Source organism: Rhizobium sp. AN80A, from assembly GCF_030053015.1.
Taxonomy (GTDB): Bacteria; Pseudomonadota; Alphaproteobacteria; order Rhizobiales; family Rhizobiaceae; genus Rhizobium; species Rhizobium metallidurans.
The window spans coordinates 2,741,337-2,756,259 of record NZ_JASJPX010000003.1; the positions used below are offsets into that span (position 1 = coordinate 2,741,337).

Here is a 14,923-nt window from a genome sequence, read left to right on the forward strand (position 1 = left end):
CCGCGAGGGGGGGGACAGCGTGACGCCTGAAGACCGGATACGTGCGCTTGGCATATGGAATGGTCCGGTCGATATCTCGGCGATCACGGGAGGCATCACCAACCGCAACTATCTGGTCCGCGACGGCACGCTGAAGCGGGTCGTGCGGCTGGGCGACGACATCCCCGTCCATCACATCAGCCGATCGAACGAGCTGGCGGCGAGCAAGGCGGCGCATGCGGCGGGGCTCTCGCCGGCGGTGATCCACCATGCGCCGGGCGTGCTGGTGCTCGACTACATCGATGCACGAGCGCTAACGCCGGAGGATCTGCGCGACGCCGGGACCCTGGAGCGCGTGATTCCGCTGGTGCGCGCCTGCCATCACGATATCGCACGCGAATTTCGCGGCGCGGCCACGATATTCTGGGTGTTTCACGTTGTGCGCGACTATATCGCGACGCTCGAGGCCGCCGGCAGCACCTATCATCAGCTGTTTTCCTATCTCCTGATCAAGGCGGAGCGGCTGGAGCAGGCGGCGGGGCCTTTCGAGATCGCCTTCGGCCATAACGACATGCTGGCCGCCAATTTTCTCGACGACGGCAAAAGGCTCTGGCTGATCGATTGGGACTATGCCGGCTTCAACACGCCGCTCTTCGATCTCGGCGGCCTCGCCTCCAACAACGAGTTTTCCGAGGATGCCGAGCGGGCGATGCTGGAGGCCTATTACCAAGCGCCGCTGACACCGGATCTCTGGCGGCGCTACCAAGCGATGAAATGCGCCTCTCTCTTGCGCGAGATGCTGTGGAGCATGGTCTCGGAAATCCACTCGACCATCGATTTCGACTACGCCGCCTATACCGCCGAAAACCGTGCGCGCTTCGAGCGCGCCTATGCCGAACAGGATCAATGACATGACGAAGGAATTGCCCAGAACCGCCAAGGTTGTCGTCATCGGCGGCGGCATCATCGGCTGCTCGACGGCCTATCATCTCGGCAAGCTCGGCTTGACGGATACCGTGCTGTTGGAACGCAAGAAGCTGACCTCGGGCACCACCTTCCATGCCGCAGGCCTCGTCGGCCAGCTCAGGACCAGCGCCAACATCACCCAGCTGCTCGGCTATTCCGTCGATCTCTACAAGCGACTGGAGGCCGAGACCGGGCTTGGCACCGGCTGGAAGATGAACGGCGGGCTGCGGCTTGCCTGTAACGAAGAACGCTGGACCGAGGTGAAGCGGCAGGCGACCACGGCGCAATCCTTCGGGCTCGACATGCAGCTTCTGACGCCGCGGGAAGCCTTCGACCTCTGGCCGCTGATGACGACAGACGACCTGATCGGCGCCGCCTACCTGCCGACCGACGGCCAGGCCAATCCCTCCGACATCACGCAGGCGCTCGCCAAGGGCGCGCGCATGGCCGGCGTTTCGATCTTCGAGGATACCGAGGTGATCGACCTCGAGATCGACAAGGGCCGCATCCGCGCCGTGATCACCGGGCATGGCCGCATCGAATGCGAGCGCGTCGTCGTTTGCGCCGGGCAATGGACGCGCAGTTTCGCGGCGCGCTTCGGCGTCAACGTGCCACTGGTCTCGGTCGAGCACCAGTATATCATCACCGAATCCTTCGGCGTGCCCTCCAACCTGCCGACGCTGCGCGATCCCGACCGGCTGACCTATTACAAGGAAGAGGTTGGCGGCATCGTCATGGGCGGCTACGAGCCGAACCCGATCCCCTGGGCAACGTCGGGTATCCCCGAGGGCTTTCACTACACGCTGCTCGACAGCAATTTCGACCATTTCGAGCAGATCATGGAGCAGGCGCTCGGCCGCGTGCCGGCGCTTGAGAATGTCGGCGTCAAGCAGCTCCTGAACGGGCCGGAGAGCTTTACGCCTGACGGCAACTTCATTCTCGGCGAGGCGCCGGAGCTCAAGAACTTCTTTGTCGGCGCCGGCTTCAACGCCTTCGGCATCGCATCGGCCGGCGGCGCGGGGATGGCACTGGCGGAGTGGGTCTCCAAGGGCGAACCACCCTACGATCTCTGGCCTGTCGATATCCGCCGCTTCGGCCGCCCGCATTTCGACACCGACTGGGTGCGCACCCGCACGCTGGAGGCCTATGGCAAGCACTACACGCTGGCCTTCCCCTTCGAGGAATATTCCAGCGGTCGCCCATGCCGCAAATCGCCGCTCTACGACCGGCTGAAGGCGCAGGGCGCATGCTTCGGCGAAAAGCTCGGCTGGGAGCGGCCCAACTGGTTCGCCGATCTCTTCGCCAACGAGGAGCCGAAGGACGTCTACAGCTACGAGAGGCAGAACTGGTTTGAGGCGGTGGGCCGCGAGCACAAAGCGGTGCGCGAGGCGGCGGTCATCTTCGACCAGACCTCGTTCGCCAAATTCACGCTGAAGGGCCGCGACGCGGAAAAGGCACTCTCGTGGATATCAGCCAACAACGTCGCCAAGCCCGTGGGTTCGCTCGTCTACACGCAGATGCTGAACGACGAGGGCGGCATCGAGTGTGACCTCACCTGCGCGCGCATCGCCGAGGACGAATATTACATCGTCACCGGCACGGGCTTCGCGACACACGACTTCGACTGGATCGCCCGCAATATTCCAGACGATCTACACGCAGAGCTGGTCGACGTGACGTCCGCCTATTGCGTGCTGGCGCTGATGGGGCCGAATGCACGCGCGGTGCTGGAAAAGGTCACGGGCAGCGACATCTCCAACGCCGCCTTCCCCTTCGGCCGCGTCAAGACCATCGGCATCGCCGGCTGCCCGGTGCGCGCGCTGCGCATCACCTATGTCGGCGAACTCGGCTATGAGCTGCATGTGCCGATTGAATACGCCACGACCGTCTACGACGCGCTGATGACGGCCGGTGCTCCGCTGCATCTCGTCAATGCCGGCTATCGGGCGATCGAAAGCTGCCGGCTGGAAAAGGGCTATCGCGCCTGGGGCTCGGACATCGGGCCGGATCATACGCCGATCGAAGCAGGCCTCGGCTGGGCGGTGAAGACGAAGAAGACCACGCCGTTCCGCGGCCGCGAGGCGATCGAACGGCAGCTGGCCTCGGGCGTCAAGAAGATGCTCGCCTGCTTCGTGCCCGATGATCCCGACGTAGTGCTGCTCGGCCGCGAGACGATCTACCGCGACGGCAAGCGCGTCGGCTGGCTCTCGTCAGGCGGCTTCGGCTACACCGTGGGCAAACCGATCGGCTACGGCTACGTGCGCAACGCCGAGGGCGTGACGGAAGGTTTCGTGCTGTCGGGCCGATACGAGCTCGACGTCGCGCGGGTGCGGGTGCCGTGCCAGGTGTCGCTGACGCCGCTTTACGATCCCGAGATGGCGCGGGTGAAGGCTTAGTCTAAAGCCCTCCCAGCCCCAATCAGAACAGCGGCAGCTTGCTGTCCTGGATCAGGATGTCGAGCTTGTTGATCACGTCCTCGGCCCATGCGGCGTTCCCGGTGAGCGCGGCCGGGAAGAGGCCGGGCAGTGTGAACAGCGCCGCGCCACGGTGGGGCCGTTGCGGGGGACATCCACCAGCAATGCGGCGATCTCGTTGGCGCGGGGGTCGCGCAACTCGTAGCTCTTGCCGTTGCGGTCGATGCCCAGCGCGTACCGCATCCAGGCGGCGACGGCGATGGCGTAGGTTTCCGCCTGGCTGCCCCCGGCCAAGGCTTCCACCGCCGGCTCCAGCAGGCGCTGCGGCAGCTTCTGGGTGCCGTCCATGGCGATCTGGTAGGTGCGGTGAGCGATCGCCTTGTTCGCAAAGCGGGCTATCAATTCGTCGGCATAGGTGTCCAGATCGATGCCGGGGACCGGGTCGAGCGTGCTGGCGGCGGCGTTCATATGGCGGCGTGCAAGGGCCGACAGGCCGCTATCGCCCATGACGTCGCGGATGAATTCATAGCCGCCGATATAACCGAGATAGGCGAGCAGCGAATGCGCGCCGTTCAACATGCGCAGCTTCATCTTCTCGTAGGCCGAGACATCCTCGACCATCAGCGCGCCGGCCTTTTCCCATTGCGGGCGGCCGTTGGCGAAGCTGTCCTCGATGACCCACTGCGTGAAGGGTTCGGTCTCGATCGCCGCAAGGTCGACGCGGCCGGTGAGCGTTTCGGCGTCACGATAGGTGGCATCGGTGCTGGCGGGCGTGATGCGGTCGACCATGGTCGAGGGGAACGGAACTTCACGCTCGATCCAGGCCTTGAGCTCGGGATCGACGCGGCCGGCGAAATCGAGCACGAGGCGCTTCAACACCGCGCCGTTGCTCGGGAGATTGTCACAGCTGAGCGGGGTGAACGGCGCGATGCCCCTGGCGCGGCGGCGCGCCAGGCCCTCGACGAGATAGCCGATGACGCCGCGCGGGGCGTGGCGGTTCGCAAGGTCGGCGATGATATCGGCATGCTTGAGATCGAGACCGCCGGTCGCTGCATCGAAGCCATAGGCCTTTTCGGTCACCGTCAGGCTGACGATGCGGATGGCGGGGTCTTCCAGCCGCGCCAGCAGTTCACCCGGGTCGCGGGTCGCGACATGCGCCTTGAGGATCGGACCGATGACATGCGCGACCGTGCCTTCCGTGTCGCGCACCAGCATGGTGTAGAGGCCGTTCTGCTCGTTCAGGTGATCGGCGACATCGGCGGTGCGCAGGCTTGCCACCTCGATCCCCCAATCGCCACCGGCGAGCGCCAGCGCCGCATCGGTATAGGGCGCGAAGTGGGCGCGGAAGAAGGCGCCGGGGCCGAGATGCAGGATGCCCGGCTTCAGCTTGTCCCGGTTGAAGGCGGGAAGCTTGGCGGATGGTGCCAGGCCGGTGAGGCGCGTCAATCGTTCGGTCACAGCTTGTAGGCCTTCTTGGCGTTGCCGTAGGAGAGATCGGCGGCGGCGATCGCCGCATCCTTGCGCGAAATGCGGTGCTCGGCCGCAAGCGTCGCCAGGAAGCCGCAAACCTCGCGGCGCCAGACGTCGTGGCGGGCGGGGATGGAGAGCAGCGCGCGCGTGTCGTCGTTGAAGCCGGCCATGTTGGCGAAGCCTGCCGTCTCGACCACCTGGTCGAGATAGCGGCGAATGCCGGCCGGGCTGTCGTGGAACCACCAGGGCGGGCCGATCATCAGGCAGGGCCAGTGGCCAGCCATCGGCGCCAGTTCGCGGGCGTAGGTGGTTTCGTCGAGCGTGAAGAGCAGCACGCGCAGACCCGGCGCATGGCCGTATTTCGCCAGAAGCGCCGAGAGGCCGCCGACCCAGTCGGTCGGCGTCGGGATATCGGCCCCCATGTTCGGCCCGCGCGTCTGGAAGAGTTCGCGGTCGGTATTGCGGCGCGAGCCGGCGTGGATCTGCATGACCATGCCGTCTTCCGCCGAAAGGCCGGCCATTTCCGTCAGCATCTGGCCACGGAAAAGCTCGGCCTCGCCAGCCTCGAGCGTGCCCCTGTGCGCCCGGTCGAGCAGCCGCTGCTTGTCGGAATGCGGCAGGTCGGCGGTGAAGGCGGTGGGGACGCCGTGGTCGGTGGCGGTGGCGCCGAACTGGCGGAAATAGGCGCGGCGCTTGCGGTGTGCGTCGATCAGGCCATCCCAGCTCGCGACGTCGCAACCGGTGAGCTCGCCGAGCTTCACGAGGTTTTCGCGGAAGCCGACGGCATCGGGATCGGTGACGCTATCGGGGCGATAGGTGGTGCGGACACGGCCGATCCAGCCATCCTCGGCCATCTTCCGGTGGTGCGGGAGCTGGTCGAGCGCGCCCTCGGTGGTGGCGATGGTCTCGATGCCGAAGCGCTTGTGGAGCGCGCGCGGACGGAATTCCGGCAGGGCCAGTTGCGCGTTGATGTGGTCGTAGAGCGCGTCGGCATTCCCTGATGTCAGCGGCTCCTCACAGCCGAGCACGGCCGACATGGCGTGATCGACCCAGAGGCTCGACGGGGTTCCCCGGAAGAGATGATAGTGCGTCGCGAAGGTGCGCCAGATGGCGCGGCCGGACGAGACGGGCTTGCCGTCGAGGCGGGGAACGCCGAGATCGTCGAGCTTGACGCCGACGCTGTGCAGCATCCGGAAGAGATAGTGATCCGGAATGACGAGCAGCGAGGCGGCATCCTCGAACGGCCTGTCGTCGGCGAACCAGGCGGGTTCGGTGTGCCCGTGCGGGCTGACGATCGGGAGAGCGCTTACGCTCTCGTAAAGCTCGCGCGCGATTGATCGCGTTGCCGGATCGGCGGGAAAGAGCCGGTCCGGATGCAGAAATCCATTGCCAACATCCATCAGTATTCCTCCCAAGTCTCCACCGGCCTAGCGCACAAAAAAAGATGCGGCAAGGGCTTTTAGTAACCAAACGGTTCACTTTGTGAATCGGCGACGGTGCCTCTCGAAACGATTGACCTTGCGGCCTATTTCCGCTTTGGAGAGCGCAATCACATGACCGGTTCACATGGCCGGTCGTGGCAAGGAGAACCCGATGCCGGATCAGACCGATCGTATCACCCAACTCGAGGAAACCGTCGCCCATCAGGCCAAGACGATCGAAGAACTGTCCGACCAGCTGACGGAACAGTGGAAGGTGGTCGAGCAGACGCGCGCCAAGCTGGACCGGCTGACCGAGCGCTTTCTCTCGCTCGAAGAACAGTCGCTGGAAGCGCCGTCGATCACAAGGCCGCCGCATTACTGATTGTCGCCATCTTGCCCTTCGCGGGCGAAATCCCTATATCGGAGCTTGAGAGGACGACCTCCCCCTTCTGGGCAAAAACTCGGGACGACCCGACCTATCCCACAGGGGTTATCCATGCGATCCACATCCGACCGTATCCGTCACGCCATCAGTTTCGAAATCATCGGCCTTGCCCTCGTCACGCCACTCGGCGCGCTGGCGTTCGGCATGCCTCTCGCCGATGTCGGCGTGGTCGGCGTTGCCGGCGCCACGATCGCGACGGGCTGGAACTATCTCTACAATCTCGGCTTCGACCATGCGATGCAGCGCCTGACCGGCGGCACGAGGAAGAGCCTTGCCGTTCGCGTCCTGCATGCCGTCCTGTTCGAGGGTGGCCTGCTTCTGGCGCTCCTGCCGCTTATCGCCTGGTATCTCGACGTCAGCCTTCTGGAGGCCTTCCTGATGGACGTGTCCTTCGCGCTCTTCTATCTGGTCTACACCTTCGTCTTCAACTGGGCCTACGACCGGATCTTCCCGCTGCCGGACTGGCAGGGGAAGACGCCTGACGCGATGCGCGGCTGATCGTCTTCATGCGGCGCCAAATGGCGCGGTTTGCGATTGCGGTTTTCGGGTCTATATAGCGCCAGAACATCATTGCTCAGCGAAAGACGACAGCATGGCCGCGACGATCCGTTACCACGAAGGCGATATTCCGGCGGCGGCCGCCGCCCGTTACACCGGCGCCGTCGCGATCGACACCGAAACGCTGGGGCTGGTGCCGCGCCGCGACCGGCTGTGCGTCGTTCAGCTTTCATCGGGAGACGGCACGGCCGATGTCATCCGCATCGCCGCCGGGCAGACCGAAGCGCCGAACCTGGTGGCGCTTCTGGCCGATCCGACGCACCAGAAGATATTCCATTACGGTCGGTTCGACATCGCGGTTCTCTTCCACACATTCGGCGTGACGACGCAGCCGGTGTTCTGCACCAAGATCGCCTCGCGCCTCTGCCGCACCTATACCGACCGCCATGGGCTGAAGGACAATCTCAAGGAGATGCTCGAGGTCGACGTCTCCAAGGCGCAACAATCCTCCGACTGGGGTGCCGAGACGCTGTCGCAGGCGCAGCTCGAATATGCGGCCTCGGATGTGCTCCATCTGCATGCGCTGCGCGACAAGCTCACGCACCGCCTTATCCGCGACGGCCGCTTCGAGCACGCGACGGCCTGCTTCGAATTCCTGCCAACCCGCGCCAAGCTCGATCTTCTCGGCTGGGAAGAGACGGATATTTTCGCGCACAGCTGAGGCGTGCTTTCCAGTTTTCCGCGACGGAAGCCGTCATGCCCCGGCACGCACCGAATGATTAGTGATTCGTTAACGGTGAATCACTAGGATACGCATTAACTTCTAAGCATTCCGTGGCGCGATGGAGCGTCCTCCGGGTCCCGTCAGTCGGGCGGAGAATGCCAACAGCCCGATGAACGCGGCTTTCTTGTAACCTGCTTTATCGCATTTTACGAAAGAGGAAGCATGCCATGTTGACTCCCGTTCGTGCAGCATCAAGTTCAAGCTTTCCCTCGCAGGGGTCGCCATCGGCGCTCGGTGCCAGCGACATCGTGCGCGGTTCGACCGCGATCGTGCCCGTCAACCAGGTCGAGAGCCCGGACCTGACGTCCGGCGCCACCGCCAAGCTCAACATCCTGCTGCTTGCCGTCCGGGCCCGCATGGTCGAAGCATTGCTCAACGTGCTGACCGCCACGGGACAGGCGATGTCCCAGCCGCGCGACGCCGACGAGCCGGATCTCGTCTTCGCATCGCGGCTGGCCGAAGCGATCCAGAAGCTGCCGGCCGCGAAGATCGAGATCATCGAGCGCCAGCTGGCGGCCAAGGGATACACGATACCGCTGCGCCTGCTTGCCGAGGCCCTGCAAAACCCGGCCGGACCGGCCGCGACGCGCATTGCCGCCTATCTCGAAACGATCGGCTCCAGGGATCGCGATCTCGCGACGCGCGCCGTTCTCAAATCCTACAGCCAGAACGACGGCTCGCCGACGCGCGCCGAACAGCGGCCGGAGATAAGCCTGCATCGCGATACGGTCACGTCGCCGGCGCCCCGCGCGACGACAGCGGCTTCGGAGGCAGGCGGAACGAGGAATACGGCGATGCCGGCGGCAGGCGAGGCCGCCGACAGCAAGAGCGAAGTAACCGCGCAGGCCACCGTCGCCGACGAGGCCGCCCCGGCCTCGCCAGCCGAGCGCGCGGAGCCGAAAGCGGCGATGGCCGCCGCAAGCGTCGCGCGCTCGACGGAAGAAGCCGTGGAAGCGCCTGTTGCAGCCACTGAAGCGGATACATCGGCTCCCGTACCCGAAGCCGAGACAGGCGAGGTTATGGCGGAACCGGCAGTCACGGGCGACACCAAGGCCGATCCGATCATCCCGAAGAACTGGGTCGGCATTCCGGCTTCGCTGTCGAAGGACGAGACCGACATGATCGTCGTCATCATCCGCGATCAGCAGACGGAGGTTCTGATCGAGGCGACCGAGGTGGAGCCGGCGGTCGATATCGACGCGCTGCTCGACGATACGCTGATCGCCGACATCCCCGACAATCTGAAGCGCCCCGCCGAGCAAATGTTGCTGGCGAACGGGCTCGCCAAGCCGGTGGCGGCGCAGACCGCGCCCTCGGCGCTGGAGGCCGCGGCGGCACAGGCGGCGGCGAGACAGCCCGAAGAGACGGATGGCAACGCGCCATCATCAGCGGCGCGGCAGATGATCGAAGCAACCTACGCGCCCGTTCTGATGAAGATCGTCGAGGGCGTGCCCTATGCGCCGCAGCCCTACAACTTCGCCAAGGACGAGACTGATGACGCCGGTTCGCGCGAGATGAACCGCCAGGACCACAACGGCAACATCGACCAGGGCGACGGGAAAAGCGACGACCAGGACGGCGCGGACGAGGCGGAGACGCCCGAAGAGCAGGCTTTGGCGGCCGGTGACGACAGCGACGAAGCGGCATTCATGGCCGCGCAGCAATCCGCGATAGCGGCACCGGTCCTTGACGAAGAGGGCGCGCCCATCCTGATGCTGCCGGGTCCCGGCCTGCCGATGGCGCCGGCGAGCGACGAAGCCTATGCGCGCTACCGGCGCATGGTCGGCTGGGAATAGACCGGCTTTCGACCTCCTCCCAAGGGACCGAAAACGAAAGAACCCGCCGGATCGCTCCGGCGGGTTCTCTTATTCTTCAAGCCTGACGGCTGGCGATTATTCGCCGCGGTTCTTCAGAGCCGCGCCGAGGATGTCGCCGAGCGAAGCGCCAGAGTCGGACGAACCGAACTGAGCAACGGCTTCCTTCTCTTCAGCGATTTCCAGAGCCTTGATCGAAAGCATGACCTTGCGGTCCTTCTTCGAGAAGTTGGTGACGCGAGCGTCAACCGTCTGGCCAACCGAGAAGCGCTCCGGACGCTGGTCGTCGCGATCGCGAGCGAGGTCAGCGCGGCGGATGAACGAGGTGATGTCTTCGTGGTCGACGAGCTTCACTTCGATGCCACCGTCGTTGACGGCGATGACTTCAGCCGAAACAACAGCGTTCTTGCGCAGGTCGCCGGAAGCGGCTGCTTCGCCGACCGCATCCTTGCCGAGCTGCTTGATGCCGAGCGAGATGCGCTCCTTTTCGACGTCTACATCGAGAACGACAGCCTTAACGACGTCGCCCTTGTTGTATTCCTCGATGACCTGTTCGCCCGGACGGTTCCAGTCGAGGTCGGAGAGGTGCACCATGCCGTCAACATCGCCGTCGAGGCCGATGAACAGGCCGAATTCGGTCTTGTTCTTGACTTCGCCTTCGACTTCAGTGCCGGCCGGATGGTTGCGAGCGAATGCCGCCCACGGGTTTTCCAGGGTCTGCTTGAGGCCGAGCGAAATACGACGCTTGGACGGATCGACTTCGAGAACGACGACTTCGACTTCCTGGCTCGTGGACAGGATCTTGCCGGGGTGTACGTTCTTCTTGGTCCAGGACATTTCCGAGATGTGGATCAGGCCTTCGATGCCCGGCTCCAGCTCGACGAACGCACCGTAGTCGGTGATGTTCGTGACGGTACCGGAGATCTTCTTGCCTTCCGGATACTTGGCCTGGATGCCATCCCACGGATCCGACTCGAGCTGCTTCATGCCGAGCGAGATGCGGTGGGTTTCCTGGTTGATGCGGATGATCTGAACCTTGACCTGCTGGCCAATGGACAGGATTTCCGACGGATGGTTCACACGGCGCCATGCCATGTCGGTGACGTGCAGCAGGCCGTCGATGCCGCCGAGGTCAACGAACGCACCGTAGTCGGTGATGTTCTTGACGACGCCGTCAACAACCTGGCCTTCTTCGAGGTTCTGAACGATTTCAGAACGCTGCTCGGCACGGGATTCTTCCAGAACCGTACGACGCGATACGACGATGTTGCCGCGACGCTTGTCCATCTTGAGGATTTCGAAGGGCTGCGGGTTGTGCATCAGCGGGGTAACGTCGCGGATCGGACGGATGTCGACCTGCGAACGCGGCAGGAAGGCGATGGCACCGTCGAGGTCAACCGTGAAGCCGCCCTTGACCTGGTTGAAGATAACGCCTTCAACGCGCTCACCAGCTTCGAACTTGGCTTCGAGCTTGACCCAGCTCTCTTCGCGGCGAGCCTTTTCGCGCGACAGAACAGCTTCGCCGAGAGCGTTTTCGATGCGCTCAACGTAAACTTCGACTTCGTCGCCGACCTTGAGCGTGCCGTCCTTGGCCTTGGCGCCGAATTCCTTGAGCAGAATGCGACCTTCGACCTTGAGGCCAACGTCGACAACGGCGGAGTCCTTCTCGATTGCCGTTACGATACCCTTGGTTACATAGCCTTCAGCCAGATCGTTCTTGGCAAAGGATTCTTCCAGAAGGGCCGCGAAATCTTCGCGAGAGGGAGTAGCTACTGACATGAAATCTCCTGCGTGTCCGAGATCTTTGGACACGTATGCGCCGGTTGGTTCGTGTTGAATGAGCCTGATCCCCGTCCGCCCTCTCTTCGAAGGCAATCCGGCGCTTGGACGGAATTTCAGGCTGTTGTTCGAGGCACTCCGGGCAAAGCCTGGCGGAACGCCTCAAATCCTAGTTTCGGTTCAAGGCGGCATCGATGACCGATTTCGCGGCTTGAAACGCGGCTTCTATACTCATTTCCGACGTATCAAGCAAGTGCGCGTCTTCGGCTGGTTTCAAAGGGCTGTCGGCCCGTCCCATGTCGCGTTCGTCGCGCCGCTTGACGTCTTCGAAAATCGCCGCGAAATCGGCGGCGATCCCCTTTGCCTTGATCTCGTCGAAACGGCGCCTCGCGCGCACTTGCGCCGATGCCGTCACATAAAGCTTCACCGGTGCCTCGGGGCAGACCACCGTTCCGATGTCGCGCCCGTCGAGCACCGTGCCCGGCGTACGCTCCGAAAACTTGCGCTGCGCCTCGACCAGCGCGCGGCGCACCGACGGCATCACGGCGATCTTCGAGGCGGCTTCACCTATCTCGTGTTTCGACAGGATATCGCGATCGAGGCCGGCGAGTTCAACCTCGCGGGCGATTTTTTCCGCCGTAGGCTCATCATCGAGCGGCAGGCCGGCGTCGAGCAGCGCCTTGGCGGTGGCGCGATAGGTTAGCCCGGTGTCGAGATGGTGGAAGCCATAGGTCTCGGCGATGCGGCGCGACAGCGTGCCCTTGCCGGCGGCGGCCGGTCCATCGATGGCGATGACAAAATGGTCTGAACTGGTCGGCATGCTGGTCTTTCTATCCCGCCCGATACTTCCGGGCCTTTTCCGTCGGCCGATATGGATCGGCCGGTGTCTCAACGCTCTTTGTCGGCCTCTTCGCCCGCTTCTGGCAAACCGCCATAGCGGCGCACGAGATCCGTCATCTCGTCCTGGCCCGCCGTTTCGCCGAGCCCCGCCGCGACACTCGCACGGTCGGCGACCGGCCGGTTCTGGCTGACCTTCCACTTGCCCTCGATGGCGGCGATCTCGATCTCGACGCCGACGATGCCCTTCATCTGCGCCTTCACATAGGCCTCCGGCGCGTCGCTGACGGCCCATGGCTTTTCACGCGGCGTCTCGTGCTGCGTGGTCAAGGCGGTGATCTGCGCGAGCAGCCAATCCGCGTCCTCGATGACGCGGGCGGCGCCGCGCACCTGCACCACGGCATAGTTCCATGTCGGCACCACCTTGCCGGTCTCGCGCTTGGTCTCGTACCAGGAGGGCGTGACATAGCTGTCGGCGCCCTGGAAGACGACAAGCAGCTCGGCGCCATCCGCGAGATCGCGCCATTGCGGATTGGCTCTCGCCAGATGCAGCCGAAGCGTTCCCTTCTCGGACGCCGCCGCATCGAGATGAAAGGGCACCGAGTTGGCCATCAGGCCGGAGGCGCCCATGCTGATCAAGAGGCCGAGCGGATGCGCCCTGATCAGCGCGTGCTGGACGCCAAGATCGTCTTCCCTGAAATGCGGTGGCTGATACATGTCGCCCATCCGTCTTGCTGCCGGAACCTGCCGGCGTCACGTTACCCATCGACTATTCGCGGCTCACTAGCACAAACCATTGGCCCGGTCATCCGCCGCGCGGTGCGCGCTTGTCGTGGCGGCACATGAAGTTAGGCTTTGACATGGCGGCCCGCAACGATTATGGGGACCGGCTTATAAATTCCGAACAGAACGCCGGTTTCAACGGCATTTGCCGAACTCAGGTTCGGCCATTCTCACGATCACGAGGCTCAACAGTGGCGAAAGCTGAACTTGGAACCAAGCGTACCGATCCGGAAACCGGCAAGAAATTCTACGACCTGAACCGGAACCCGATCGTTTCTCCTTACACGGGCAAGACCTACCCGCTCTCCTTCTTCGTCGAAAGCTCGGCCGCCGCCGCTGCAGAAGCCGCGCAGGAAGAGGAAGAAGTGGCCGAAGTCGATACCGAAAGCACGGAAGTCGAACTGGTCTCGCTCGAGGATGCTGACGGCGATGCATCCGGCGACGATATCCCCGACATGGGCGACGACGACGTCGAAATCGAAGGCGATGACGACGACGATACCTTCCTGGAAGCCGACGAAGACGACGACGATGACGACATGAGCGACATCATCGGCGTGACCGGCGACGAAGAAGACGTCTGATTTCGAACAAGGATCGGCCCGGGCGAGAAAAATTCACCGGGCCGATTTTTTAGGCTTGCCATCTGCGAAAACCGCACGTATTAAGCCGCCACTTCCCGAGGACAAGCGCTTCGCGAAGCATCCCAGGCCCGGCACAGACCGGTCCACCCTGATGGGGCTATAGCTCAGCTGGGAGAGCGCTTGCATGGCATGCAAGAGGTCAGCGGTTCGATCCCGCTTAGCTCCACCAAATTTTTTCCCCTGTAATTCTCGTGTAATTCTCGACTAAATCATCCGACCACCCGAATTGCGTTTCCCGCCATCTCGGGCGTATGCTCGACCTGCAGTTTTCAATCATTCCTTTTCACGCCGCGAGGCTCCACCCGGTCTTCGGCACCATTTCAGCGTCCGGGATCCCACCCATGACACGACAGAGACGACGCCGCATCATTCACACACGCCGGACGGCGACCGGGCTTGTGCTCGCGGGGGCGATTTCGTTTCTGGCGGGGATGACGGATGCGACCGGGTTGGTTTTGAGCGGCGATTTCGTGTCATTCATGACCGGGAATACGACGCGGGCGGCGCTGTCGCTCGGAGCCGGAAACTTCGGGCATGCGGCCGTGCTGATCGCGGCGATCACCGTCTTCGTGCTCGGCAATGCCGCCGGGATCGTGGTTGCCCATTTCGCCGAGCGGCGGGTGTTCGTGGTGCTCGGCTGCGTCGGGTTGATGCTGGCGGGCGCCTCGCTGATGAGCGATCCCGGCCTTGCACTGCCCCGCTTCTACCTGATCGTCGCCTCCATGGGGATGGTGAACGCCGCCGTCGAGCATATCGAGGGGCTGCCGATCGGGCTGACCTATGTGACCGGGGCGCTGTCGCGTTTCGGACGTGGCATCGGCCGCTTTCTGATCGGCGAACGGCGGCTCGACTGGACGATCCAGATCGTTCCCTGGCTCGGCATGCTGCTCGGCGCCATAGCGGGCGCGCTGCTGACACAGGCAGCGGGTGCCGCCGCGCTGTGGGTGGTCGCCGCCTTCGCCATGCTGGTCGCGCTGGCCGCTCTCCTGATCCCGAAGCCGCTACAGCGGCGGTTCAACCAGACCACCCCGCGCGCGTCGATCCAGCGCGCGAAGTGATCGTTGCACTATCCCGTTCGCGAATCAGCTA

The 14,923-nt window shown here is 63.8% G+C and carries 12 protein-coding genes, 1 tRNA gene and 1 pseudogene; 9 read left to right on the forward strand and 5 right to left on the reverse strand.

All coding sequences use genetic code 11. From position 1 onward, the window contains the following. Window positions 1-19 precede the first annotated feature (19 nt). Together P3R82_RS25225 and P3R82_RS25230 are read left to right on the forward strand one after the other, a co-directional pair. Window positions 20-889 carry a phosphotransferase gene (locus P3R82_RS25225; RefSeq protein WP_283195771.1) on the forward strand — a complete coding sequence of 290 codons (870 nt, stop codon included), beginning with the start codon at window positions 20-22 and terminating at the stop codon, window positions 887-889. A 1-nt stretch (window position 890) separates the two neighbouring features. After that, window positions 891-3,341, forward strand: a complete 2,451-nt coding sequence (locus P3R82_RS25230) for an FAD-dependent oxidoreductase (protein WP_283195772.1) — start codon at window positions 891-893, stop codon at window positions 3,339-3,341. 22 nt (window positions 3,342-3,363) lie between these two features. On the opposite strand, the pseudogene P3R82_RS25235 reads toward P3R82_RS25230, so the two are convergent. Both P3R82_RS25235 and uxaC read right to left on the reverse strand, forming a co-directional pair. After that, window positions 3,364-4,817: pseudogene (locus tag P3R82_RS25235) on the reverse strand (mannitol dehydrogenase family protein). Next, complete coding sequence (uxaC, locus tag P3R82_RS25240) at window positions 4,814-6,229, reverse strand: glucuronate isomerase (RefSeq protein WP_283195773.1); 1,416 nt, start codon at window positions 6,227-6,229, stop codon at window positions 4,814-4,816. The pseudogene P3R82_RS25235 and the gene uxaC overlap by 4 nt, the downstream one beginning before the upstream one ends. 193 nt (window positions 6,230-6,422) lie before the next feature. On the opposite strand from uxaC, the gene P3R82_RS25245 reads away from it, so the two are divergent. The 4 genes from P3R82_RS25245 to P3R82_RS25260 all read left to right on the forward strand — a co-directional run bounded on the left by P3R82_RS25245 (window position 6,423) and on the right by P3R82_RS25260 (window position 9,773). After that, on the forward strand, window positions 6,423-6,632 hold the full coding sequence (locus tag P3R82_RS25245) for a SlyX family protein (RefSeq protein ID WP_183900778.1): 210 nt from the start codon (window positions 6,423-6,425) through the stop codon (window positions 6,630-6,632). Between the two features lie 114 nt (window positions 6,633-6,746). Next, window positions 6,747-7,193 carry a PACE efflux transporter gene (locus tag P3R82_RS25250; protein ID WP_283195774.1) on the forward strand — a complete coding sequence of 149 codons (447 nt, stop codon included), beginning with the start codon at window positions 6,747-6,749 and terminating at the stop codon, window positions 7,191-7,193. A gap of 94 nt (window positions 7,194-7,287) precedes the next feature. After that, complete coding sequence (locus P3R82_RS25255) at window positions 7,288-7,914, forward strand: ribonuclease D (RefSeq protein WP_283195775.1); 627 nt, start codon at window positions 7,288-7,290, stop codon at window positions 7,912-7,914. Between the two features lie 230 nt (window positions 7,915-8,144). Next, on the forward strand, window positions 8,145-9,773 hold the full coding sequence (locus P3R82_RS25260) for a hypothetical protein (RefSeq protein WP_283195776.1): 1,629 nt from the start codon (window positions 8,145-8,147) through the stop codon (window positions 9,771-9,773). A 96-nt stretch (window positions 9,774-9,869) separates the two neighbouring features. Here the strand turns inward: P3R82_RS25260 and rpsA are convergent, their stop codons facing one another. The 3 genes from rpsA to P3R82_RS25275 all read right to left on the reverse strand — a co-directional run bounded on the left by rpsA (window position 9,870) and on the right by P3R82_RS25275 (window position 13,124). Beyond that, window positions 9,870-11,570 carry a 30S ribosomal protein S1 gene (rpsA, locus tag P3R82_RS25265; protein ID WP_183900782.1) on the reverse strand — a complete coding sequence of 567 codons (1,701 nt, stop codon included), beginning with the start codon at window positions 11,568-11,570 and terminating at the stop codon, window positions 9,870-9,872. Window positions 11,571-11,739: 169 nt separating this feature from the next. Beyond that, on the reverse strand, window positions 11,740-12,390 hold the full coding sequence (cmk, locus tag P3R82_RS25270) for a (d)CMP kinase (RefSeq protein ID WP_283195777.1): 651 nt from the start codon (window positions 12,388-12,390) through the stop codon (window positions 11,740-11,742). Between the two features lie 68 nt (window positions 12,391-12,458). Then, on the reverse strand, window positions 12,459-13,124 hold the full coding sequence (locus P3R82_RS25275; RefSeq protein ID WP_283195778.1) for an FMN-binding negative transcriptional regulator: 666 nt from the start codon (window positions 13,122-13,124) through the stop codon (window positions 12,459-12,461). A gap of 257 nt (window positions 13,125-13,381) precedes the next feature. Here P3R82_RS25275 and P3R82_RS25280 point away from each other — a divergent pair, with 257 nt between their 5' ends. From P3R82_RS25280 to P3R82_RS25290, 3 genes are all read left to right on the forward strand, one after another. After that, complete coding sequence (locus P3R82_RS25280) at window positions 13,382-13,774, forward strand: TIGR02300 family protein (RefSeq protein WP_018899129.1); 393 nt, start codon at window positions 13,382-13,384, stop codon at window positions 13,772-13,774. A 153-nt stretch (window positions 13,775-13,927) separates the two neighbouring features. Beyond that, a tRNA-Ala gene (locus P3R82_RS25285) sits at window positions 13,928-14,003 on the forward strand. Between the two features lie 172 nt (window positions 14,004-14,175). Then, complete coding sequence (locus P3R82_RS25290; protein ID WP_283195779.1) at window positions 14,176-14,892, forward strand: YoaK family protein; 717 nt, start codon at window positions 14,176-14,178, stop codon at window positions 14,890-14,892. The last annotated feature ends 31 nt before the right edge of the window (window positions 14,893-14,923 follow it).